Below are 20,957 nucleotides of genomic sequence, written 5' to 3'. Positions count from 1 at the left end.
TCGGTGCACACGCTCGGTGCGCATGGCGCACCCTACGGAGCGGGCGTGCTTAGCCCGCCACCAGTACGCGAATCGCTTCCAGGCGCAGGGCGGCCTTGTCGAACATCGCCAGGCTCTGTTCGCGCTGCTCGCGCAGGGCGTCGATCTCGCTGTCACGTACGCTTGGGTTGACCGCGCGCAGGGCGACCAGGCGCGCCAGTTCTTCGTCCAGTTCGGCGATCAGGCGACGCTTGGCCTCGGCGACGCGCTCGATATGGCGCGGCATGACCTTGGCTTCGGCGTCGTTGATCTGTTTGGCCAGCACGTCGCGCTGGGCCTGGACGAACTTGTTGGCGCTGGCGCGTGGCACGCTTTCCAACTGGTCGTTGAGCGTCTCGAAACCGACCTTGGCGGCCAGGTCGTTGCCATTGGCGTCGAACAGGCAGCGCAGCGCCGCTGGCGGCAGGAAACGCCCCAGTTGCAGTTTGCGCGGGCCGACTACTTCGCTGACGTAGAGCAGCTCCAGCAGCACGGTGCCAGGCTTGAGCGCCTTGTTCTTGATCAGCGCGACGGCGGTGTTGCCCATCGAGCCGGACAGCACCAGGTCCATGCCGCCCTGCACCATGGGGTGTTCCCAGGTGAGGAACTGCATGTCTTCGCGGACCAGGGCCTGCTCGCGGTCGTAGGTGATGGTCACCGCTTCGTCGTCACCCAGAGGGAAGCTGGCATCCAGCATTTTCTCGCTGGGGCGCAGGATCAGGGCGTTGTCGGAGTGGTCTTCGCTGTCGATGCCGAAGGCGTTGAACAGCTCTTCCATGTAGATCGGCAGGGTGAACTGGTCGTCCTGCTCGAGGATCGCCTCGACCAGTGCTTCGCCTTCACCGGCGCCGCCGGAGTTCAGCTCCAGCAGGCGGTCGCGGCCGCTATGCAGCTCACCTTCCAGGCGGATGCGCTCGGCAGTGGCTTCGTCGACCAGTTGCTGCCATTCGCCGTCGTCGGCGTTCTCCAGCATCGGCAGCAGACGCGGGCCGAACTGGTGCTGCAGGGCGTTGCCGGTCGGGCAGGTGGCGAGGAAGGCATTCAGCGCCTGGTGGTACCACTGGAACAGGCGTTCCTGCGGGCTGTTTTCCAGGTACGGCACGTGCAGTTGGATGCGGTGCTTCTGGCCGATACGGTCGAGACGACCGATGCGCTGCTCGAGCAGGTCCGGGTGGGCCGGCAGATCGAACAACACCAGGTGATGGGCGAACTGGAAGTTTCGGCCCTCGGAGCCGATTTCCGAGCAGATCAGCACCTGCGCGCCGAACTCTTCGTCGGCGAAGTAGGCAGCGGCGCGGTCGCGCTCGAGGATGCTCATGCCTTCGTGGAACACCGTGGCCGGGATACCGGAGCGCACGCGCAGGGCGTCTTCTAGATCCAGTGCGGTTTCGGCGTGGGCACAGATCACCAGCACCTTGAATTTCTTCAGCATCTTCAGGGTGTCGATCAGCCACTCGACACGTGGGTCGATGCGCCACCAGCGCTGCTCTTCGTCGACATCGTCCTGCGCCTGGTAGCTGACTTCCGGGTACAGCTCGGCATGCTCGCCGATCGGCAGCTCCAGGTATTCGTCCGGGCTCGGCAGCGGGTAGGGGTGCAGTTCGCGCTCAGGGAAACCCTGCACAGCGGCGCGAGTGTTACGGAACAGCAGGCGGCCGGTGCCGTGGCGGTCGAGCAGTTCGCGTACCAGGCGAGCGCGGGCTTCGCTGTCGCCAGTATCAATGGCGTCGAGCAGTTTGCGGCCTTCATCGCCGAGGAAGCCGCCGATGGCATCACGTGCCTGGGCGCTGAGCTTGTCCTGATCGAGCAGTTCCTGCACGGCTTCGGCGACTGGGCGGTACTGACTGCTTTCAGCGCGGAAGGCCTGCAGATCATGGAAACGGGCTGGATCGAGCAGGCGCAGGCGGGCGAAGTGGCTGTCCTGACCGAGCTGTTCCGGGGTGGCGGTGAGCAGCAGCACGCCGGGGATGACCTCGGCCAGTTGCTCGACCAGTGAATATTCGGCGCTGGCCTGTTCCGGGTGCCAGACCAGGTGGTGGGCTTCGTCGACCACCAGCAGGTCCCAGCCGGCGGCAAACAGCGCATCCTGGGCCTTCTCGTCGTCCTTCAGCCACTCCAGGGCGACCAGCGCCAGCTGGCAATCTTCGAAGGGGTTGCTGGCATCGCTTTCCATAAAACGCTCGGCGTCGAACAGGGCGACGTCGAGGTTGAAACGGCGGCGCATTTCCACCAGCCACTGGTGCTGCAGGTTTTCCGGCACCAGAATCAGCACACGGCTGGCGCGCCCGGAGAGCAGTTGGCGATGGATCACCAGGCCGGCCTCGATGGTCTTGCCCAGGCCCACTTCGTCGGCCAGCAGTACACGCGGAGCGATACGGTCGGCCACTTCGCGAGCGATGTGCAACTGGTGGGCGATCGGTTGTGCGCGGGCGCCGCCGAGGCCCCAGAGCGACGACTGCTGCAGGCGGCTGTTGTGTTCCAGGCTGTGGTAGCGCAGGGCGAACCAGGACAGCGGGTCGATCTGGCCGGCGAACAGGCGGTCGCTGGCCAGGCGGAACTGGATAAAGTTCGACAGCTGGGTTTCCGGCATGGTGACCGGCTGATGCTGGGCATTGAGGCCGTGATAGACCAGCAGTCCGTCGACGTCTTCGACTTCCTGCACGGTGAGCTTCCAGTTCTCGAAATGGGTGATCTCGTCGCCCGGAGCGAAGCGTACACGGGTCAATGGGGCATTGCGCGTAGCGTACTGGCGGGTTTCGCCGGTGGCCGGGTAGAGCACGGTGAGTAGGCGGCCGTCCTCGGCGAGGATGGTTCCCAGACCCAATTCCGCTTCGCTGTCACTGATCCAGCGTTGCCCCGGTTGATATTGCGCCATGCCTGTCTGTCTCCCGCGTGAAAAAGCCGGCTATGTTAACGGATGCGGCGCCGCGGCCAAAGCGGTCGTGGCACTATTGCCGAGCGGCTTAGTCGAAAGTGTAGCGAGCACCGGCTAAAGTCGCGGCTCACGGGGCCGACAGCCTGACCAAAGGAGGTGCTGTAACGTGCTACCGCCTATCCCCCATAGCCTGGTGCCAGTCACTGCCACGCAGGACGTGATCAAGCCCAAGCCCGAGATTCCTCCGGTGACTCCGGCCGAAGGCAGCGCCAAGGAAAGTGCGCTGAGCCTGGACAAGCGGCACCCGCAGGAAACCGAGGAGCTGCTGCGCGAAGAGCAGCGCCGCCGTCAGCGGCGTGGCTACACTCCGGAACAGCTGGCCGAGGCCGAGCCGGAAGAGGTGGAGCAGACGCTGGGCGATCTTCCGCGACAAGGACTTTGGGTGGATGTGGAAGTCTGAGAAACTCTTTTCATTCTTTTGTGCGTAGATCGTCATGCTGTTCGCCGACCCCTTGCCCGCACTCGCCGATGCAGAGCTGGGCTACCTCCCAGGCTGGATCGACCCCGCGCTCGCCGACAGCTGGCTGCATATGCTGGTCGAGCAGACACCCTGGCAGCAGCCGGAGCTGTTCATCCATGGTCGCTATCATCGAACACCGCGGCTGACGGCTTGGTATGGCGACCCCGAGGCGCGTTATCGCTACTCGGGGAAGATCCACGAGCCGTTGCCCTGGACGCCCTTGCTGGACGAGATTCGCCAACGGCTCGAGAAAGAAGTCGGGCAATCGCTCAATGCCGTGCTGCTCAACTATTACCGCGACGGCCAGGACTCCATGGGCTGGCACAGCGATGCCGAGCCGGAGCTGGGACGTGATCCGCTGATCGCCTCGCTCAATCTGGGCGGCAGCCGGCGTTTCGACCTGCGCCGCGTCGGCAGTACGCGCATCGAACATTCACTGACGCTGGAACACGCTTCGCTACTGGTCATGCGCGGGCCGACCCAGCATCATTGGCAACATCAAGTGGCGAAGACGCGGCAAGCCTGCGCGCCACGCCTGAACCTGACCTTTCGCCTGATTCGGTTTCCGCTATGAGCAATGACGACAAGCTGATCGATTTCGCCGCCGAGCGCGACAAGCGTATCCACGATCTCAACGACAAGCGCCTCAACGAGATGCGCCAGGTTTTCGAGCAGGTATTGCCGATCGGCAAGGCCAAGAAGAAGTCCAAGAGCAAGCCCAAGAAGCGCTGAAACTCCCACCGTTTGTTCGTCATGCACGGCTGCCAGGCCGTGCTTCCCGCCTCGCACCCTCTCGATTTCTTGACCTGGGTCAGTATTCCCTCCGGCCTGGTCGCGCCTGCTCGTCAGCCATTGACCCAGATCAATTTTCCCGCTGCCAGCGCTGATAACGTGAAGCCATCCCAGACAGACAGGCACAACAGGAGGCAGCCATGTTCGTCGATACAGTGGTTCTCGCCGGAGTCGGCACCGTTCTTCTGATGGTCGCGTTCTTCGGGGGTGTTGGTTACTTCATCTGGAAGGATGCTCACAAGCGCAAGCAGAGCTAACCCTTCCAGTTCACTGGGCACGCAAGGCAATTCGGGCGACTTCGGTCGCCCTTTTTTTATTTGCACGTTGACTGCCTGGGTGTATGGCGCCTTCTGGACATAAATACTTAGCTAGCTAATAATTGAGTTTCGCACGGAGGCGGAACCCAATCGCTACAGCTATGTTCAGAGTTGAGATTTCTTCAGGTAGCCATCGTGCGTGATTCCTTGCTGGCGTTTCTCGCGCCAAGCTCGCAAGCCGTTCAATTTGCCATCAAGACCCTGCTCGGCGGCGGTCTGGCGTTGTGGTGTGCGTTGCGTTTCGGCCTGGAGCAACCGCAGTGGGCGTTGATGACCGCGTTCATCGTCGCCCAGCCGCTGTCCGGCATGGTGGTGCAGAAGGGCCTGGCGCGGCTGCTCGGCACCCTGGTCGGCACCTTCATGGCCGTGGTGATGATGGGCCTGTTCGCCCAGGCGCCGCTGCTGTTCATACTGGCGTTCGCCTTGTGGTTGGCGTTGTGTACGGCGTCCTCGACCATGTTGCGCAGCGCCTGGTCATATTCCTTCGTGCTGGCTGGCTACACCGTGGCGATCATCGCCTTGCCGGCCATCGGCAAGCCGCATGTGGTATTCGATGAAGCTATCGCCCGCTGCACGGAAATCTGCCTGGGCATCATCTGCGCCACCCTGAGCAGCGCTTTGCTCTGGCCGCAGCGCGTCGAGCGGCAACTGGCACAGCAGGCGCGCAACACCTGGCAGGCCGGCGTTGCAGCTTCGCGTCAGGCGCTGGCGGGTGAGGCTGATTCGCGACAGGGCTTGCTGGAGGTGCTGGCGCGGATCGTCGCCGTCGACGCCCAGCGCGAGCACGCCTGGTTCGAGGGTGCCCGTGGTCGCCAGCGTGCCGTGGCGTTGCGGGTGTTGAGTCGTGATCTGCTCGGCATGCTGCGTCTGGCTCGTGGGGTGGCGCGGCAGTGGCGGCAACTGAGCGGTGTCGAGGCGCAGGCGGTCGCGCCCTGGCTGCAGGTGGTGGACGAGCGTTTGCAGCAGGAGCAGCCAGCGGGCCTGCTGGAGCTGGTCGAGCAACTGCGCCAGGCCGCGCAGGACGATGAGCTGAGCAGTGGCCAGCAACTGTGTCTGGAACGCTTGATGGTGCTGCTGTTGCGTGTCGAGGAAGCCAGCCACGCGTTGCGCGCGGTCGAGGAGGGCAAGGCTCCGGCCGATGCACCGCGCGCCTTGTCCTGGCATTACGACTGGCAGACCGCGCTGGTGTATGGCTCGCGCAGCGCGCTGACCTTTCTGGTTCTGGCGTCGTTCTGGCTGGCCACCGGCTGGACCCACGCCACCGGTGCGCTGCTGCTGGCCTGTGTGGTCTGCAGCTTGTTCGCCCGCCTCGAAGCGGCGCCGCAGATCGGCATGATGTTCCTGCGCGGCATCTTCTACGCGCTGCCGGTGGCGTTCTTCGTCGGCCAGATTCTGATGCCGCAGATCGATGGTTTCGTGATGCTCTGCATGGTGCTGGGCGTGCCGCTGTTCTTCGGCGTGCTGGGCATGGCCAAACCAGCGACGGCCGCGACCTCGACCTCGTTCTGTCTGCACTTCATCGTGCTCTGCCTGCCGGCGCCGGGTGTCGGCTACAACGTCGAGTTTTTCCTCAATGAAGCGCCCGGAATGCTGATGGGCGTGGGTTGCGCAGTGATGGCGTTCAAACTGGTGGTGTTGCGCAATCCGGTCTGGCATGGCCGGCGTCTGATGCAGGCGATCCTGACCGATCTGGGGCGGCTGACCCGTCGTGACCTGGGCCGCGCCGAGAACTGGTTCGGCGGGCGTATGGCTGATCGTCTGCTGCAGCTGGCGCGGCATTATCCGGCACGGCCGGATCAAACGCGCAGCCGCTGGGACGATGGCGTGGCCGGTCTCGACCTGGGCGACGAGTTGTTGCATCTGCGCAAGTGCCTGGCCAATGCCGATGCCGGCCTGGCGCGGTCGCAGCAGCGTTTCCTGGAGCGCCTCGACGACGCACTGGAACGTGGCCCCGCGCCAGGGCGTGAAGACGATCTGAACGCAGCGGTGGCCGAATTGCAGGGGGCCTTGCGCGCCTGCACGCCGAGCATCGACAAGCGCCTGGCTGAGGCGGCGTTGTTGCAGCTGCAAAACGGCTGGCGTCAGTGGTGCCAACTAAGGGGAGGGGCTGATGGGCTTGCATGAATGGTCGCTGGGCGGCGTGTTGCTGAGCCCGATGGCGGCCTACGCGGTATTGGCGTTGCTGCTGACCGGCGTGTTGCGCCTGGGCTTGCAGCGCATCGGGCTGTCGCGCTGGATCTGGCACGAAGCCCTGTTCGATTGTGCCTTGTATGTCTGCGTGCTGGCGGCCGTGATGGCCGTCCTGGCGCATTGAGGAGAAGAAAGCATGCGTTCGACCATTCGAGTCGGCATCACCCTGGCCATGGTGGCGGCGGCGATTTTCGCCGGCTCCTGGATTTGGCAGCACTACATGTACTCGCCCTGGACGCGCGACGCTCGGGTGCGCGCCGACGTGGTGACCATCGCCCCGGACGTGTCCGGCTGGGTGGTCGAGCTCAAGGTGCGCGACAACCAGCAGGTCAAGGCGGGTGATCTGCTGATGAGTATCGACCGCGATCGCTATCAGGCGGCGGTGGAGAAGGCCAAGGCGGTGGTGGATATTCGCCGCCAGCAGTTGAGCCTGCGCGAGCACGAAGCTTCGCGCCGATCTCGCCTGGGTGCCCAGGCGATCAGTGCCGAGCTGCTGGAAAACGCGCAGATCAACGCCGAGATGGCGCGCAGCGAATACCGCGAAGCGCAGGCTGATCTGCGTGTAGCCGAGCTGAACCTGGCACGCAGCGAAGTGCATGCCCCACGCGATGGGCAGATCACCAATCTGGTGCTGGCGCAGGGTAACTACATCAATGCCGGGCAAGCAGTGATGGCGCTCGTCGATACCGAATCGTTCTACGTGCAGGCGTACTTCGAGGAAACCAAGTTGCCGCGCATACAGGTTGGCGCGCCGGTGGAGGTGTGGTTGATGGGCGGTGATCAGCAGATTCGCGGCGAGGTCGAAAGCATCAGCCGTGGCATCACCGACCGCAATGCCAGCCCTGATGGGCAACTGCTGGCCAATGTCGAGCCGACCTTCAACTGGGTACGCCTGGCGCAGCGAATTCCGGTGCGCATCAAGCTCGATCAAGTGCCCGAAGGCATGGTGCTGAGCGCCGGCATGACCGCAAGCGTGCGGGTGGAGTAGGGCGCGTGGGAGGGGCTTTAGCCGCGAGCCCTTGACAGGTTATCGCGGCTAAAGCCCCTCCCACGTTTGAGCGTCAGGCGCGCTCGATACTGGCCGGCGTACGCCGCATCAGCACCTTGCCGTGGCGCACCGACACCAGCGCGTGGCCCTGGCTGCGTACCATCTCGTAATCGTCCGGCGCCGAGAGGATCAGCAGGTTGGCTGGGCGCCCCACTTCCAGGCCATACCCTTCACCCAGGTTCAGCGCGCGCGCCGAGTTGTCGGTGATCAGATCCAGGCTGCGCTTGAGGTCTTCATAGCCGAGCATGTGGCAGATATGCAGGCCGGCTTCGAGGATGCGCAGGATGTTGCCGTTGCCCAGCGGGTACCAGGGGTCGACGATAGAATCCTGGCCGAAGCAGACGTTCATCCCCGCTCGATCGATCTCCGCCACGCGAGTCAGACCGCGGCGTTTCGGGTAGGTGTCGAAGCGGCCTTGCAGGTGGATGCTTTCGGTGGGGCAGGAGATGAAGCTGATGCCGCTCATTTTCAGCAGGCGGAACAGCTTGGAGCAGTAGGCGTTGTCGTAGGAGCCCATGGCCGTGGTGTGGCTGGCGGTGACCCGTGCGCCCATGCCGCGCACGCGGGCTTCCTCGGCCAGCACTTCGAGAAAGCGCGACTGCGGATCGTCGGTCTCGTCGCAGTGCACGTCCACCAGGCAGCCGCTGCGTTCGGCCAGGTCCATGAGGAACTTGATCGACGACACGCCCTGGTCACGGGTGTTCTCGAAGTGGGGGATGCCGCCGACCACGTCGGCGCCCAACTCGATGGCTTGCTCCATCAACGCGCGACCGTTGGCGTAGGACTCGATGCCCTCCTGCGGGAAGGCGACGATCTGCAGGTCGATCAGATGGCGGGTTTCCTCGCGCACTTCGAGCATGGCCTTGAGCGCGGCCAGGGTTGGGTCTGTGACGTCGACGTGGGTGCGCACGTGCTGGATGCCGTGGTCTACCAGCATGTCGATGGTCTTCTTGGCGCGGGTCTTGGTGTCTTCATGGGTGACCAGCGCCTTGCGCTCGGCCCAGCGCTCGATGCCCTCGAACAGCGTGCCGCTCATGTTCCAGGCCGGCTCACCAGCGGTGAGGGTGGCGTCGAGATGGATATGCGGCTCGACGAAGGGCGGCACCACGAGATTACCGGCGGCGTCCAGGTCGCCCTCGGCGATGGGATGCAGGGCGTGCTGGGCCTCAATGGCGGCGATACGCTCGTCGTCCAGGGTGATGCGATGCAGGCCGTCGCGGCCGCGCAGGCGGGCATTGTGGATGATCATGGAAGTTCCTCTCAGGCAGGCGACGACAGGCGCCGGATCAACAGTGCGACGCTGATGTTCAAGCGGTCGTGCGGGTCTTCGAACGAGCAGCCGGTCAACGCTTCGATGCGCTGTAGACGGTAGCTCAGGGTGTTGCGGTGAACGTTCAGGCGTTGCGCGGCCAGGGCCAGGTTGCCGTTTTCCTGGAACCAGGCTTCCAGCGTCGGCATCAGCACCGGCTGGTGACGCGAGTCGTCGCCGATCAGCGGGCCGACCACGCGCTCGACGAAGCGATCGAGCAAGCTGCGGTCGCGGATCGCGCCGAGCAGTTCCAGCACGCCTAATTCATTGAAACTGCACAAGCCCAGGCGCTCGGGAAAACGCTGCGCCACGCTCAAGGCCTGGCGTGCTTCACCCAGGCCCTGGGCGAAACGCGGCGCCTCACAGCCGGCGCTGCCCAGACCGAGGAACAGGCGTAGCGGGCCGAGCTGTGGGCGCAGTTCGTCGAGCAGCACGGTCATAGCCTGGCGGTTGCGCGCTTCGGCGTGGGCATCGGGGCAGGGCAGCAGGGCGATCCAGTGTCGCCCTTGGCTGACCAGCGGCAGCGCGTCACCGAGTTCGCCGAGGCTCTGTTCCAGGCGCCGTTGTAGCAGTTGTTGGCGAGTCTGTAGCTGACGTTCGGCGTCTTCGTCGGGCAGGTCGCCGAACAGTTGCTCGCTACCGTCGAGGCGCAGCAGCGCTACCTGGCGCGGTACGTGTAATGCCAGGCCGAGGCTGTCGCCGCGTTGCAGCAGCACGTCGAGTGACTGGTAGTCACCGTCGAGCACCTGCTCCAGCACGTGCTGGCGTGAGCGGCCGAGCTGCTGCGCCTGCACCAGCGCGGTACCGATGGCCTGGGTGACCACCACCATTTTCAGCGCGTAGGGCTGCTCGATCAGCGGCAGATTCAGGCGCTCGGCCTCGGCGATGACGCTGGGCGGAATGGCCTGGATGAACTCGGCGCCGGTGAGGATGACCATGCCTGCGACCACGCGCTCATGGCCCTCGCGCACTAGGCGCAGCAGGTTGGCTTCGTCGCGCGGGTGGTTGATGCCGGTGACGAAGATCAGCTCGCCACCCATCACCCAATCGGCGATGCCTTCGTTCTCGGCCACGTAGGGCCAGCGCACGGCATTCTCGCGCCCGGCCTGGCCGGCACGCAGCTGCATGCTGGCCAGATCGGGCAGGGCGAGTACGTCGGCGACGGTCAGACTCACGCGCCGGCGACCTGCTGGCGGCCGACCAGGGCCTTGTTCAGTTCGAACAGCACGACGTAGGCCAGGGCAGCCACGGCGATGCCTACCAGCGGTGCGACCCAAGGCGAGAAGTAGGCGCTCAGCGCACCGATCAGGTAGGCGCCCAGGCCGACCCAGTTGAACGCTGGCAGACGTACATCGGCCAGTTTCGGATAGCGCGCGCGGTGGCCATAGAAGAAGTCGGCCATGATCACCCCACCAATCGGCGGGATGATCGAGCCAAGCAGGATCAGGAAGGGAATCAGCATCTCGTACATGCCGCCGATGGCCAGCAGCGTACCGATGGCCGCGCCAGCCAGGGTGACGGTCTTGCGTTTGCCGGTGCGCAGTAGGTTGCAGCCGGCTGCGGCGAAGTTGTAGATGGTGTTGTCCTGAGTGGTCCACAGGTTGAGGAACAGCATGATCACGGCAGCCATGGACAGGCCCTGCAGCACCAGCACTTCGACCACGTCCGGTTGCTGATAGACGATGGCGCCGTAGGCTCCGGCGACGATCATCAGGCCGTTGCCGATGAAGAAACCGAACAGGCTGGCCAGCACCGCGACGCGGCCGCTCTTGGCGAAACGCGTCCAGTTTGTGGCCTGGGTGGCGCCGCTGACGAAGGTGCCGAACACCAGGGTGATGGCCACGCTCAGGCTCATGCTCTCGGACGGTTCCACCGCGAGCAGGCCGGCCAGGCCGCCGATATCACGGGTGGCGATCCACAATGAAGCCACCAGCAGCACCAGCATGGCTGGCACGGCGACGCGTGAGAGCAGATCCAGACCCTTGTAGCCGACGAAGGCGGTGAGACAGAAACCGAAGCCGAACAGCACCATCAGTGGGATGGTCAGACTTTCGGACAAGCCAAGGATCTTCACCAGGACGATGGCGATGGTCGCCGTGCCCCAGGCGTACCAGCCGATCTGGGTGAAGCCCAGGAGCATGTCGGACAGCTTGCTGCCCACCTCGCCGAAGCAGAAACGGCCCATCAGCACCGAGTTCAGCCCGCTGCGACAGGCGATCAGGCCGAGCACGGCGGCGTACAGGCCGAGCAGCAGGTTACCGATCACCGCAGCCCAGAGCAGGGTGGTGAAATCGAAGGCCATACCGATCTTGCCGCCGGCGAACATGGTGGCGGTGAAGAAGGTGAAACCGAACAGCAGGATGGCGGTGGAGAACAGCCCCTTGCGAGCGCCGTTGGGCACCTCGCTCAGAGGGTAATCGCTATCGGGGGTGGCGTTGCTCATGGACCTGGCTCCGGTAAGGGTATGAAGCCTTGGCGATAGCAGGGGACGTGCCAGAAATCAGCGCAGCAGGCTGCTTGGCGAGGTGATCAAAGGGTTTTGTGCGAAATGCACAAAGAAACGCACTTATGCAGTGCCAGGTCGCTCAAGGTTTGTGAGTGTAGAACAAAAGTGGTGCGCGACGCTGTGGTCGCGCACCAGCTTGCAGCGAATCAGTTGACGGTCACCTGCGGCATCGGCGGCATGGTCACGGTCTGCTCAGCGCTTGGGGCGAGCACTTCGGCTTCGCCGTCGACCACTTGCTTGCCGTCCTGGTTGAACACGCGGGTGGCGATGCGCACGCGGTTCTTCGGCAGTTTTTCCAGCACTTCCAGCTTCACGGTCAGGGTGTCGCCGAGTTTTACCGGGCGGGTGAACTTGAGCTGTTGGCCAAGGTAGATGGTGCCCGGGCCGGGCAGGTTGCAGGCGATGGCGGCGCTGATCAGCGCGCCGGTGAACATGCCGTGGGCGATGCGCTCCTTGAACATGGTCTCGGCGGCGAAGGCGGCGTCCAGGTGTACCGGGTTGTTGTCGCCGGATACCGCAGCGAACAGTTGCACGTCGCGTTCTTCGACCTGTTTCTCGAAGCTCGCCTGCTGGCCGACTTCGAGGGCTTCGTAGGGGATGTTGGTTACCTGGGTCATGGACACTCCTTGATTGGGCTTCGACCATGGCTCAGCGCCTGCTGCAGCCAATCGATCAGGTGGGCGGTGACCTCGTCGCGATTGCTCTCGTTGAGCAGCTCATGACGGGCCTCGGGATAAATCTTCAGTTGCACGTCGCGCACGCCGCCCTCACGCAGGGCGCCCGCCAGATCACCCAGACGCTTGCCGTCGCTGACCGGATCGCGCGAGCCGCCGATCACCAGCAGCGGCAGGTCGGCATCGATCTGCGCCAGGTTGGCCGTCGGGGTGATGTATTGCAGGCCATCGAGCAGGTCGCACCACAACTGCGTGGTGCAGACGAAACCGCACAGCGGATCGGTCACGTATTTGTCCACTTCGGCCGGGTCGCGGCTGAGCCAGTCGAAGGCCGTGCGGTTGGGCTTGAAGGCCTTGTTGAACGAGCCGAAGGAGAGGAAATCGATGACTTTGCTGCGGCCCTTGGGGCCCAGACGCCAGCGTTCGAAGCCAGCGATCAGCCGGGCGGCCTTGTACAGCATCACGGGTTGGTAGTTGGAGCCCGACAGCACGGCGCCCTGCAGGCTGCAACTGTGCCCCAGCAGGTAGGCCATGCCGATGTAGCTGCCCATGCTGTGGCCGAACAGGAAGATCGGTGCCTGCGGGTAGCGTTGGCGGATATGGTGATTGAGCGAGGCCAGGTCGCCGACCACCTTGTCCCAGCCGCCTTCGTCGGCGTAGTGGCCGAGCGTACCCTGAGCGGCGCTCTGGCCGTGGCCGCGCTGGTCCAGCGCATAGAGATCGAAGCCGGCGGCCACCAGGCTTTCGGCCAGGCGTGCATAGCGCAGGCTGTGTTCGGCCATGCCGTGGGACAGCATGACCACCGCGCGCGGTGGTTGATCACCGTGCCAGTGGTTGACGTGCAGGTGCATACCGTCCTGGGTAGCCAGGGGAAAGGCGTTGTGGCGCATGGCGAATCCTTGTGCCGGAAGTTGGCGGCATTGTGCACCTTGGCCATCAACAGGCATAGCTCCCCGGTTTTCTTCGAAGCGGTAAAGATCGGTTACGAATCACTACATTTATTGCGAAATTCAGCCCATCAATGACGCCTTCGAGCTATTTGCGGCTCGGCCCTAAGCTGCTACTTTCCGGGCAGTCAGATCACTTCAGGGGAAGAGGACAAGAACAATGCAGCCTGATTTCTGGAACGACAAACGCGCCCCTGGCGTGCCCAACGATATCGACCTGTCCAGCTACAAGTCGGTGATCGAAGTATTCGAACGCTCGTGCAAGCGCTTTGCCGACCGTCCGGCCTTCAGCAATCTCGGCGTTACGCTGACCTATGCCGAGCTGGATCGTCTCTCTGCGACCTTCGCCGCCTACCTGCAAAAGCACACCGACCTCAAGCCGGGCGATCGTATCGCGGTGCAGATGCCCAACGTGCTGCAGTATCCGATCGCGGTATTCGGTGCCATGCGCGCCGGGCTGATCGTGGTCAACACCAACCCGCTGTACACCGCGCGCGAGATGCGCCACCAGTTCAAGGACGCCGGTGTGCGTGCGCTTGTGTACCTGAACATGTTCGGCAAGCTGGTGCAGGAAGTGCTGCCGGATACCGAGATCGACTACCTGATCGAAGCCAAGATGGGCGACCTGCTGCCGAGCCTCAAGGGTTGGCTGGTCAACACCGTGGTGAAGAAGGTCAAGAAGATGGTGCCGGACTACCATCTGCCCCAGGCCATTGCCTTCAAGCAGGTGCTCAAGCAGGGCCATGGCCAGGCGCTGGCGCCAGTCAAGGCCAGCCACGACGACATCGCCGTGCTGCAGTACACCGGCGGCACCACCGGCGTAGCCAAGGGCGCGATGCTCACTCACGGCAACCTGGTGGCCAACATGCTGCAGGTCGATGCCTGTCTGTCGCAGCTCGGCCCGGACGGCACGCCGCTGATGAAACAGGGCCAGGAGATCATGATCGCGCCGCTGCCGCTGTACCACATCTATGCATTCACCGCGAACTGCATGTGCATGATGGTCAATGGCAACCACAACGTACTGATCACCAACCCGCGCGACATCCCCGGCTTCGTCAAGGAGTTGGGCAAGTGGAAGTTCTCCGCGCTGCTGGGCCTGAACACCCTGTTTGTCGCGCTGATGGATAACCCCGAGTTCAAGAGCCTCGACTTCTCCAACCTCAAGGTCACTAACTCCGGTGGTACCGCGCTGGTCAAAGCCACCGCCGAGCGCTGGCAGCAGATGACCGGTTGCACCGTGGTCGAAGGCTATGGCCTGACCGAAACCTCGCCGGTGGCCAGTACCAACCCCTACGGTGACAAGGCGCGTCTGGGTACCGTCGGCATTCCGGTGCCGGGCACGGCGTTCAAGGTCATCGACGACGACGGCAACGAACTGCCGACGGGCGAGCGCGGCGAGCTGTGCATCAAGGGTCCGCAGGTGATGAAGGGTTACTGGCAGCGTGAAGAAGCCACCGCCGAAGTGCTCGATGCCGAAGGCTGGTTCAAGACCGGCGACATTGCCGTGATCGATGCCGACGGTTTCGTGCGCATCGTCGATCGCAAGAAGGACATGATCATCGTCTCCGGCTTCAACGTGTACCCCAACGAAATCGAGGATGTGGTCATGGCCCACCCGAAGGTCGCCAGTTGCGCCGCTATCGGTGTGCCGGACGAGAAGTCGGGGGAGGTGGTCAAGCTGTTCGTGGTGCCGCGTGACGGCGGTGTCACCGCGGAAGAACTCAAGGCCTACTGCAAGGAAAACTTCACCGGCTACAAGGTGCCTAAGCACATCGTGTTCAAGGACTCGCTGCCGATGACCCCGGTTGGCAAGATCCTGCGTCGCGAGCTGCGCGACATCGCTTGATCCAAAGCCCCTCCCCAGCTCAGGGGAGGGGCTTCCCGCCTCAGCTGCCATCGGGCAGTCCAATTGTTGTGATTTGGTAACTACCTTCGCGTGTTTCATACAACCCAGTGCTGCATCGGTGACAGAGACGAGCTAGGCTCTATGCGCTGCAATATGCGAGCTAGAGGCTTTTTGCGGGTTTGCGAAGATAAAGATTGTTTGTGACTTTGTAGTCTTTTTTGGTCACTTTAACGACTCTGCTGGCCATGGTTGGTGCTGGTCGGCCTCTGGCAAAGCTGCTACTCTCGGCGCGCTTCCGGGCCCTGGGGCCAGCGGAAAAGCGAGCTATACACACAACAAACAACCGCCCTCGCGCGGTGAAGATCAGCTGTTGCTTAGGAGTGGGCTTCCATGACCGAAAACTTCTGGAAGGACAAGTATCCCGTTGGGGTTGCTGCCGAAATCAATCCCGATCAGTACCCGAACATCCTCGCGGTACTGAAAGAGTCCTGCCAACGCTTCGCCGACAAGCCTGCTTTCAGCAACCTGGGCAAGACGCTCACCTACGGCGAGATCTACAAACTCTCCGGTGACTTCGCCGCCTACCTGCAGAAACACACCGACCTCAAGCCCGGCGACCGCATCGCCGTGCAACTGCCTAACGTGCTGCAGTACCCCGTCGTGGTATTCGGTGCCATGCGCGCCGGCCTGGTGGTGGTCAACACCAACCCGCTGTACACCGCACGGGAGCTGGAGCACCAGTTCAACGACTCCGGCGCCAAGGCGCTGATCTGCCTGGCCAACATGGCTCACCTGGCCGAGCAGGTCGTGCCCAAGACCGGCGTCAAGACCGTGATCGTCACCGAAGTTGGCGACATGCTGCCGACCTTCAAGCGCCTGCTGGTCAATGCCGTGATCAAGCACGTGAAGAAGATGGTGCCGGCCTACAACCTGCCCAAGGCGGTCAAACTCAATGACGCCCTGGCCAAGGGCCGTGGCCAGAGTTTCGCCGAGGCTAGCCCGAGCAACGACGACATCGCCGTGCTGCAGTACACCGGCGGCACCACCGGCGTAGCCAAGGGCGCCATGCTCACCCATCGCAACCTGGTGGCTAACATGCTGCAGGTCAAGGAGCTGATGGGCGCCAACCTCAATGAAGGCTGTGAGGTGCTGATCGCACCGCTGCCGCTGTATCACATCTACGCCTTCACCTTTCACTGCATGGCGATGATGCTGATCGGTGGCCACAACGTCCTGCTGACCAACCCGCGCGACCTGCCGGCAGTGGTCAAGGACCTGGCCAAGTACCGCTTCACCGGCTTCGTCGGCCTCAACACCCTGTTCGTCGCCCTGTGCAACAACGAGGACTTCCGCAAGCTGGACTTCTCCAGCCTGAAAGCGACCTTCTCGGGCGGTATGGCCCTGCAGTTGGCCACCGCTGAGCGCTGGAAGGAAGTCACCGGCTGCGCCATCTGCGAAGGCTTCGGCATGACCGAGACCAGCCCGGTGGCCACGGTCAACCCGTTCAGCGCCATCCAACTCGGCACCATCGGCATTCCAGTGCCATCGACGCTGTGCAAGATCGTCAACGATGACGGTCAGGAACTGGCCATCGGCGAAATCGGCGAGCTGTGCGTGAAAGGCCCGCAGGTGATGAAGGGCTACTGGCAGCGCCAGGAAGCCACCGACGAAATCCTCGACGCCGAAGGCTGGTTGAAGACCGGCGATATCGGCCTGATCCAGGAAGATGGCTACCTGCGCATCGTCGACCGCAAGAAGGACATGATTCTGGTGTCCGGCTTCAACGTCTACCCGAACGAACTGGAAGACGTGCTGGCAACTCTGCCGGGCGTGCTGCAGTGTGCCGCCATCGGCATCCCGGACGAGAAATCCGGTGAAGCGATCAAGGTATTCGTGGTGGTCAAACCAGGCGAGAGCGTGACCAAGGAGCAGGTGATGGAGCACATGCGCGCCAACCTCACCGGCTACAAGGTGCCCAAGGCCGTCGAGTTCCGCGACGTGCTGCCGACCACCAACGTCGGCAAGATCCTGCGTCGCGAACTGCGCGACGAAGAGCTGAAGAAGCTGGGCAAGAAGTGATTCGCTAGCGCTTCCGAGAACCCCGCTTCGGCGGGGTTCTTGCGTTTTGCAGTCCCCGATGTAGGGCGTACCGGGCGGCGATCCGTGTACGTAGCAGTACGCGGTACATACCTGCTCTATGGGATATATTGCTCCGCCACTGCGCAATAACTGCCAGTGGTCGACACTAGCGCTGGGCTATATTCCCACTCAGAGCATGGGAACGATTAAAAAATCACGAGAAGAGCAGATGGATGTGATCTTCAATGTTGTTTTTGAAGTTGCCCTTAGAACGCTCGGGCTTTGGCTGTTGAAGCTCGTAACTTTCGGGCGTTACAAGGGCACCAACAGCTACCTGTATTTCTTTCCAAGTCTTGTGGGGCTGGTGTTCTTGATACTTCTGACCGTCCTGATATTGCTGGCGATAGGCTGGATCAAAACGCTGGGTTGAATCAGCAGCAATTGGTGGACTATTCGCTACGCCACGAACGGTCGGTGTCCCGATCCGCCCTACGCGCTGACGCTTTACGCCTTGGCGTCCTTCGCCCCCCGCCAGGCCACCAGCAGCACGCCGCCGACGATGCACAGCGCCGCCAGCAGCATCGACAAGCTGCCCTGTTCGCCGAGCAGGCCGATGGCGATGGCCGCGCCAGTGATCGCTGCTACCGAACCGATCTGGCTGAGAAATACCGTGCCAGCCAGGTTCTGTAGAACGAAGAACAGCGCATAAACGGCCGCGAACAGCAGCATCTGCAAGGCCAGCAGGCCCACGGCTGCAGTACCTTGCAAACGCGGCGCGAGGTCGACGCCGAACAGGCCCAGCGGCACCAGCAGCAGCGCGCCGCCTAGCAGCATGCCGGGTGCCAGGGACAGTGGGCTGGCGCCCTGCGGCCAGTAGCGGGCGCGGTAGATGTTGCCGAGCGCCAGAAACACGGGCACGCAGAGCGCCGCCAGCACCCACAGCAGGGGGCTGTCGCCTGCGTTGAGCTTGCCTAGTGCCAGTAGCAAACTGCCGGCCAGACCGATGCAGATGCCCAGCAGACGAATGCGGCTCAGTCCCTCCATGCGCAAGGCCAGGGCCAGCAGGTAGGTGATCAGAGGCGGGAAGGCCAGGCACATTGAGGCGAACCCGGCGCCGACATGGCCGATGGAGCTGAACAGCAAACCATTCGGCACCGCGATGCTGAGCAGCCCCGAGGCCAGGTAATAACCCAGCAACCCGGAGCTGATGCCGGGGCGCTCGCCGCGTATCCAGGTGAACAGCAACAGCAGCAAACCGCCGCCCAGCAAGCTCCAGAGCAGGTAGGCCATGGCCGGCCAGCCGACGTTGCCGGCCAGTTTCACCAGGATGCTGGTCAGTCCCATCAGGGCGCCGATGGTCAGCAATAGTGACAAGGCAAGAACGGGACGAAATTGGGAGCCGGGCATGCAGCTGTCTCCTGAGGATGGATGCGTTACGATGCAAACATTCTTTTTGAAAAGTATCTTGATATCAAGATAAATCGAGGGCGATATGCAAGACCGCGCACAATTGGCTGCCGAGCAGTGGCTTCGACAGCGCCCGGATCTGGATGGTTTTTCCATGGCGGTGATTGGCCGCCTGGGTGAGCTGAACCAGGTGATCAGCCGCGATCACCTGTTGCCGTTCTTCGCCGAGAACGGGCTGCAGGCCGGCGAGTTCGACCTGCTCGCTACCCTGCGTCGCTCGGGTGAGCCCTATGCGTTGATGCCGACAGCGTTGTACGAGAGCGCGATGATTTCCTCGGGCGGCATGACCAGTCGTATCGACCGCCTGGAAAAGGCCGGGCTGATCGAGCGGCGCAAGCATCCGTCCGATCGCCGTGGCGTGCTGGTGGCGCTGACCCCAGCTGGCTTCGAATTGATCGACGGTATGCTCGCGGCCCATGTGGCCAATCTGCAGCGCGTGCTCACAGGATTGACCGCCGATGAGCAGCGCACGTTGCATGAGTTGCACGGCAAGTTGCTGGCAGGGATAGCGCAGCAGGGTGCCGAGTGATTGAACTGTGGGAGGCTGTTTTCGATCTCACTCATGCTGCGTGAGTGCGCGTCCATGACGCTCTTCGTGCTGCTACCAGTACGCGGATGTTGGAGCACGTGTAGAGCGTGGCAGTGATCAAAGTGCACTCAAACGCCCTGAAGGTCGAAGCTTCCGAGTTGACGCTTCAGCGTTTTGAGCCACGATCTTCTGGCGGTATAGCGAAAAGGCACACATATGGAATCGGTCTGGATCGCTGCGGGTGTCTTCGTATGCCTGCTGTCGGCGTCCCTGCTCATGATGCATTGGTACCCCAAACTCTCGGCTCGCCACCGAGATGAAGAAACCAACACGGTGGTTCGCCTGGTCGCCAACATCTTTGTGGTCATGACCTCGCTGGTGTTCGGCCTGATGATCAATTCGGCCAAGAACACCTTCGAAGCGATCGACACCAACATGCACACCTATGCGACCAGCCTGATCATCTTTGATCGAACACTGAAGACCTACGGTGACAAGGCGCAGGACACGCGCCAGCACCTGGCCGCCTATGTGGAGCACGCTATCGCCAATCCTTATCGCGGTGATGAAGCACTGCAGCATCGAGCGAGCCCCGCTACTCAGTTTCTGGATGAGATCGGTGTGGTCCTGGCTGCCATCAAGCCCGAAACCCGTTATCAAGAAACCATGCTCAGCGACCTTCGTCAGCAGTACCACTCACTCATAGAACAGCGTTGGCGAATCGTGGAGCAGTCCGAAGGGACGATACCGATGCCACTCATCGGCATGCTTGTCGCCTGGATGACGCTGATCTACGCCAGCTTTGGCTATCGCGCGCCGAACAACCCGATGGTGATTGGCATGTTCGCCTTGTCTGCGCTGCTGATTGCCGCTTCCGTGTACCTGGTTCTGGACATGGATATTCCTTTCCATGGGCCGATACAGATATCAGACGCGCCATTGCGCAGAGCCTTGGCGGAAATGCAGATGTAGTGCGGGTTTCCCAGGGAGAGAGTCACCAGGAAAAGTGACTGATTTATTTTCGGTGTGGCTGGTCTGATTCAGTGCTCTTTCTCTTTTTTGTTAGCGGTAGGGATCGGTCGCTCTGTTCTCTACGACGAGACTAATGGAAATATGCCATGCATCTTCTACGCATCCACGCCATCGCCTTGGGCGTTATGTTTCTGGTCGGCCCTGCCGCGGCACAGGTGAATATCGGTATTTGGGGCAACGGTATTCTAGGCCAGGCCGCTCTTCGGAATGCCCAGGAGGCAGCAGGCCAGAGCGCTGACGATGACGAGTCTGAAGCCTCTGTGCAGGCTCGACCGGAAGAGCCTGCCGCGCTGTCCTTTACTCGTTCAGGTGATTTGAGCCGCCAGATCGAAGAGGGTGTCGCACAGCGCCTGTCCGAGATGGTCTCGGTGCAGTTCCAGATGAAAGACCCGTCATCTCTGGTAAGAACGGCAGGCACTCGCGCCATTTACCGGCAAGAGCTGAAGAAACGCGGCCTACCGGAGAATTCTCTCAGTGGCGCTACGGCGCTGTTCCTGGCCGTCGGTTGGGAGTTGGCTAACGGGCGCCCGTTGTCGGAGGCGCAAACAGCAGCCATTTTCCGGCAGACCGCTGGCGGGCTGCAGCGGTCCCCTCTGGCTCGCAAGAGTGGGCCTGAGCTCCAGCAGGAGTCCGAGATACGCTTGATAATCACCGCGCTGTGGCTGGAGGAGGCACGTGTACGTTCATCGTCATCTCGGTCGACACAGGACCTAGCCGACGCGGTCAGGAGCGACCTGGAGGCGATCACTCGCAATGACATGCGCGCCTATGAAGTGACCGAGAACGGGTTCAACGGGCGCTAGTG

Annotated in this window: 20 protein-coding genes; 13 read left to right on the top strand and 7 right to left on the bottom strand. The window is 62.7% G+C overall.

Going from position 1 to position 20,957, the window contains the following annotated elements; genetic code table 11:
* Nucleotides 1–49: 49 nt before the first annotated feature.
* Entirely contained in the window at nt 50–2,893 is a 2,844-nt protein-coding gene (rapA, locus tag RTH74_RS01265) for an RNA polymerase-associated protein RapA (RefSeq protein ID WP_316913505.1), read from the bottom strand.
* 166 nt (nt 2,894–3,059) lie between these two features.
* Here rapA and RTH74_RS01260 point away from each other — a divergent pair, with 166 nt between their 5' ends.
* The 7 genes from RTH74_RS01260 (at nt 3,060) to RTH74_RS01230 (ending at nt 7,700) form a co-directional block, all read left to right on the top strand.
* Nucleotides 3,060–3,353 (top strand): aspartate-semialdehyde dehydrogenase, encoded by a 294-nt coding sequence (locus tag RTH74_RS01260; RefSeq protein WP_099522029.1) that lies wholly within the window; start codon nt 3,060–3,062, stop codon nt 3,351–3,353.
* Nucleotides 3,354–3,387: 34 nt separating this feature from the next.
* The gene (locus RTH74_RS01255; protein WP_316913504.1) at nt 3,388–3,987 is read left to right on the top strand and encodes an alpha-ketoglutarate-dependent dioxygenase AlkB; all 600 of its coding nucleotides are present in this window, start codon (nt 3,388–3,390) and stop codon (nt 3,985–3,987) included.
* Nucleotides 3,984–4,145 carry a hypothetical protein gene (locus RTH74_RS01250; RefSeq protein ID WP_017361613.1) on the top strand — a complete coding sequence of 54 codons (162 nt, stop codon included), beginning with the start codon at nt 3,984–3,986 and terminating at the stop codon, nt 4,143–4,145. The genes RTH74_RS01255 and RTH74_RS01250 overlap by 4 nt, the downstream gene beginning before the upstream one ends.
* A gap of 200 nt (nt 4,146–4,345) precedes the next feature.
* Nucleotides 4,346–4,462: a cytochrome c oxidase subunit CcoM gene (ccoM, locus tag RTH74_RS01245; RefSeq protein ID WP_017361612.1), complete on the top strand. Its 117-nt coding sequence runs from the start codon at nt 4,346–4,348 to the stop codon at nt 4,460–4,462.
* A 195-nt stretch (nt 4,463–4,657) separates the two neighbouring features.
* The gene (locus RTH74_RS01240; RefSeq protein WP_316913503.1) at nt 4,658–6,646 is read left to right on the top strand and encodes an FUSC family protein; all 1,989 of its coding nucleotides are present in this window, start codon (nt 4,658–4,660) and stop codon (nt 6,644–6,646) included.
* Nucleotides 6,633–6,836: a DUF1656 domain-containing protein gene (locus RTH74_RS01235; protein ID WP_316913502.1), complete on the top strand. Its 204-nt coding sequence runs from the start codon at nt 6,633–6,635 to the stop codon at nt 6,834–6,836. Before RTH74_RS01240 ends, RTH74_RS01235 begins: the two co-directional genes overlap by 14 nt.
* A 12-nt stretch (nt 6,837–6,848) precedes the next feature.
* Nucleotides 6,849–7,700: an efflux RND transporter periplasmic adaptor subunit gene (locus RTH74_RS01230; protein ID WP_179576061.1), complete on the top strand. Its 852-nt coding sequence runs from the start codon at nt 6,849–6,851 to the stop codon at nt 7,698–7,700.
* A 73-nt stretch (nt 7,701–7,773) separates the two neighbouring features.
* Here the strand turns inward: RTH74_RS01230 and codA are convergent, their stop codons facing one another.
* The 5 genes from codA to RTH74_RS01205 form a co-directional block, all read right to left on the bottom strand.
* On the bottom strand, nt 7,774–9,009 hold the full coding sequence (gene codA / locus RTH74_RS01225) for a cytosine deaminase (protein WP_316913501.1): 1,236 nt from the start codon (nt 9,007–9,009) through the stop codon (nt 7,774–7,776).
* An 11-nt stretch (nt 9,010–9,020) separates the two neighbouring features.
* On the bottom strand, nt 9,021–10,244 hold the full coding sequence (locus RTH74_RS01220; RefSeq protein ID WP_316913500.1) for a PucR family transcriptional regulator ligand-binding domain-containing protein: 1,224 nt from the start codon (nt 10,242–10,244) through the stop codon (nt 9,021–9,023).
* Nucleotides 10,241–11,512 carry a cytosine permease gene (gene codB / locus RTH74_RS01215; protein WP_316913499.1) on the bottom strand — a complete coding sequence of 424 codons (1,272 nt, stop codon included), beginning with the start codon at nt 11,510–11,512 and terminating at the stop codon, nt 10,241–10,243. The genes RTH74_RS01220 and codB overlap by 4 nt, the downstream gene beginning before the upstream one ends.
* Before the next feature lie 209 nt (nt 11,513–11,721).
* On the bottom strand, nt 11,722–12,192 hold the full coding sequence (locus tag RTH74_RS01210; protein WP_024307460.1) for a MaoC family dehydratase: 471 nt from the start codon (nt 12,190–12,192) through the stop codon (nt 11,722–11,724).
* A complete protein-coding gene (locus tag RTH74_RS01205) occupies nt 12,189–13,100 on the bottom strand; it encodes an alpha/beta hydrolase (RefSeq protein WP_316914300.1) in 912 nt (303 codons plus the stop codon). Before RTH74_RS01205 ends, RTH74_RS01210 begins: the two co-directional genes overlap by 4 nt.
* Nucleotides 13,101–13,356: 256 nt before the next feature.
* On the opposite strand from RTH74_RS01205, the gene fadD2 reads away from it, so the two are divergent.
* From fadD2 to RTH74_RS01190, 3 genes are all read left to right on the top strand, one after another.
* Complete coding sequence (gene fadD2, locus RTH74_RS01200; RefSeq protein ID WP_099522017.1) at nt 13,357–15,045, top strand: long-chain-fatty-acid--CoA ligase FadD2; 1,689 nt, start codon at nt 13,357–13,359, stop codon at nt 15,043–15,045.
* 390 nt (nt 15,046–15,435) lie between these two features.
* A complete protein-coding gene (gene fadD1, locus RTH74_RS01195; protein WP_106732914.1) occupies nt 15,436–17,124 on the top strand; it encodes a long-chain-fatty-acid--CoA ligase FadD1 in 1,689 nt (562 codons plus the stop codon).
* Between the two features lie 229 nt (nt 17,125–17,353).
* Nucleotides 17,354–17,554: a hypothetical protein gene (locus tag RTH74_RS01190; RefSeq protein ID WP_316913498.1), complete on the top strand. Its 201-nt coding sequence runs from the start codon at nt 17,354–17,356 to the stop codon at nt 17,552–17,554.
* Nucleotides 17,555–17,628: 74 nt separating this feature from the next.
* Here RTH74_RS01190 and RTH74_RS01185 read toward each other — a convergent pair whose 3' ends face one another.
* Nucleotides 17,629–18,531: a DMT family transporter gene (locus tag RTH74_RS01185; protein WP_316913497.1), complete on the bottom strand. Its 903-nt coding sequence runs from the start codon at nt 18,529–18,531 to the stop codon at nt 17,629–17,631.
* An 85-nt stretch (nt 18,532–18,616) separates the two neighbouring features.
* Between RTH74_RS01185 and RTH74_RS01180 the strand changes: the two genes are divergently transcribed.
* From RTH74_RS01180 to RTH74_RS01170, 3 genes are all read left to right on the top strand, one after another.
* Nucleotides 18,617–19,120 carry a MarR family winged helix-turn-helix transcriptional regulator gene (locus RTH74_RS01180; RefSeq protein ID WP_064494393.1) on the top strand — a complete coding sequence of 168 codons (504 nt, stop codon included), beginning with the start codon at nt 18,617–18,619 and terminating at the stop codon, nt 19,118–19,120.
* Nucleotides 19,121–19,336: 216 nt separating this feature from the next.
* On the top strand, nt 19,337–20,092 hold the full coding sequence (locus RTH74_RS01175) for a hypothetical protein (protein WP_316913496.1): 756 nt from the start codon (nt 19,337–19,339) through the stop codon (nt 20,090–20,092).
* A 146-nt stretch (nt 20,093–20,238) separates the two neighbouring features.
* Nucleotides 20,239–20,955: a DUF6683 family protein gene (locus RTH74_RS01170; RefSeq protein ID WP_316913495.1), complete on the top strand. Its 717-nt coding sequence runs from the start codon at nt 20,239–20,241 to the stop codon at nt 20,953–20,955.
* The last annotated feature ends 2 nt before the right edge of the window (nt 20,956–20,957 follow it).

This window comes from Pseudomonas sp. zfem001 (assembly GCF_032621725.1).
Lineage (GTDB): Bacteria > Pseudomonadota > Gammaproteobacteria > Pseudomonadales > Pseudomonadaceae > Aquipseudomonas > Aquipseudomonas sediminis.
This window is presented reverse-complemented; position numbering and strand designations above follow the sequence as displayed.

Coding starts and splice junctions, on each gene's coding strand:
- RTH74_RS01170 (WP_316913495.1), top strand. CDS start 20,239: ATGCATCTTCTACGCATCCACGCCATCGCCTTGGGCGTTATGTTTCTG.
- codB (WP_316913499.1), bottom strand. CDS start 11,512: ATGAGCAACGCCACCCCCGATAGCGATTACCCTCTGAGCGAGGTGCCC.
- fadD1 (WP_106732914.1), top strand. CDS start 15,436: ATGACCGAAAACTTCTGGAAGGACAAGTATCCCGTTGGGGTTGCTGCC.
- RTH74_RS01205 (WP_316914300.1), bottom strand. CDS start 13,100: ATGCACCTGCACGTCAACCACTGGCACGGTGATCAACCACCGCGCGCG.
- RTH74_RS01250 (WP_017361613.1), top strand. CDS start 3,984: ATGAGCAATGACGACAAGCTGATCGATTTCGCCGCCGAGCGCGACAAG.
- RTH74_RS01190 (WP_316913498.1), top strand. CDS start 17,354: ATGGATGTGATCTTCAATGTTGTTTTTGAAGTTGCCCTTAGAACGCTC.
- RTH74_RS01230 (WP_179576061.1), top strand. CDS start 6,849: ATGCGTTCGACCATTCGAGTCGGCATCACCCTGGCCATGGTGGCGGCG.
- RTH74_RS01255 (WP_316913504.1), top strand. CDS start 3,388: ATGCTGTTCGCCGACCCCTTGCCCGCACTCGCCGATGCAGAGCTGGGC.
- RTH74_RS01175 (WP_316913496.1), top strand. CDS start 19,337: ATGGAATCGGTCTGGATCGCTGCGGGTGTCTTCGTATGCCTGCTGTCG.
- fadD2 (WP_099522017.1), top strand. CDS start 13,357: ATGCAGCCTGATTTCTGGAACGACAAACGCGCCCCTGGCGTGCCCAAC.
- ccoM (WP_017361612.1), top strand. CDS start 4,346: ATGTTCGTCGATACAGTGGTTCTCGCCGGAGTCGGCACCGTTCTTCTG.
- RTH74_RS01210 (WP_024307460.1), bottom strand. CDS start 12,192: ATGACCCAGGTAACCAACATCCCCTACGAAGCCCTCGAAGTCGGCCAG.
- RTH74_RS01235 (WP_316913502.1), top strand. CDS start 6,633: ATGGGCTTGCATGAATGGTCGCTGGGCGGCGTGTTGCTGAGCCCGATG.
- RTH74_RS01185 (WP_316913497.1), bottom strand. CDS start 18,531: ATGCCCGGCTCCCAATTTCGTCCCGTTCTTGCCTTGTCACTATTGCTG.
- rapA (WP_316913505.1), bottom strand. CDS start 2,893: ATGGCGCAATATCAACCGGGGCAACGCTGGATCAGTGACAGCGAAGCG.
- codA (WP_316913501.1), bottom strand. CDS start 9,009: ATGATCATCCACAATGCCCGCCTGCGCGGCCGCGACGGCCTGCATCGC.
- RTH74_RS01180 (WP_064494393.1), top strand. CDS start 18,617: ATGCAAGACCGCGCACAATTGGCTGCCGAGCAGTGGCTTCGACAGCGC.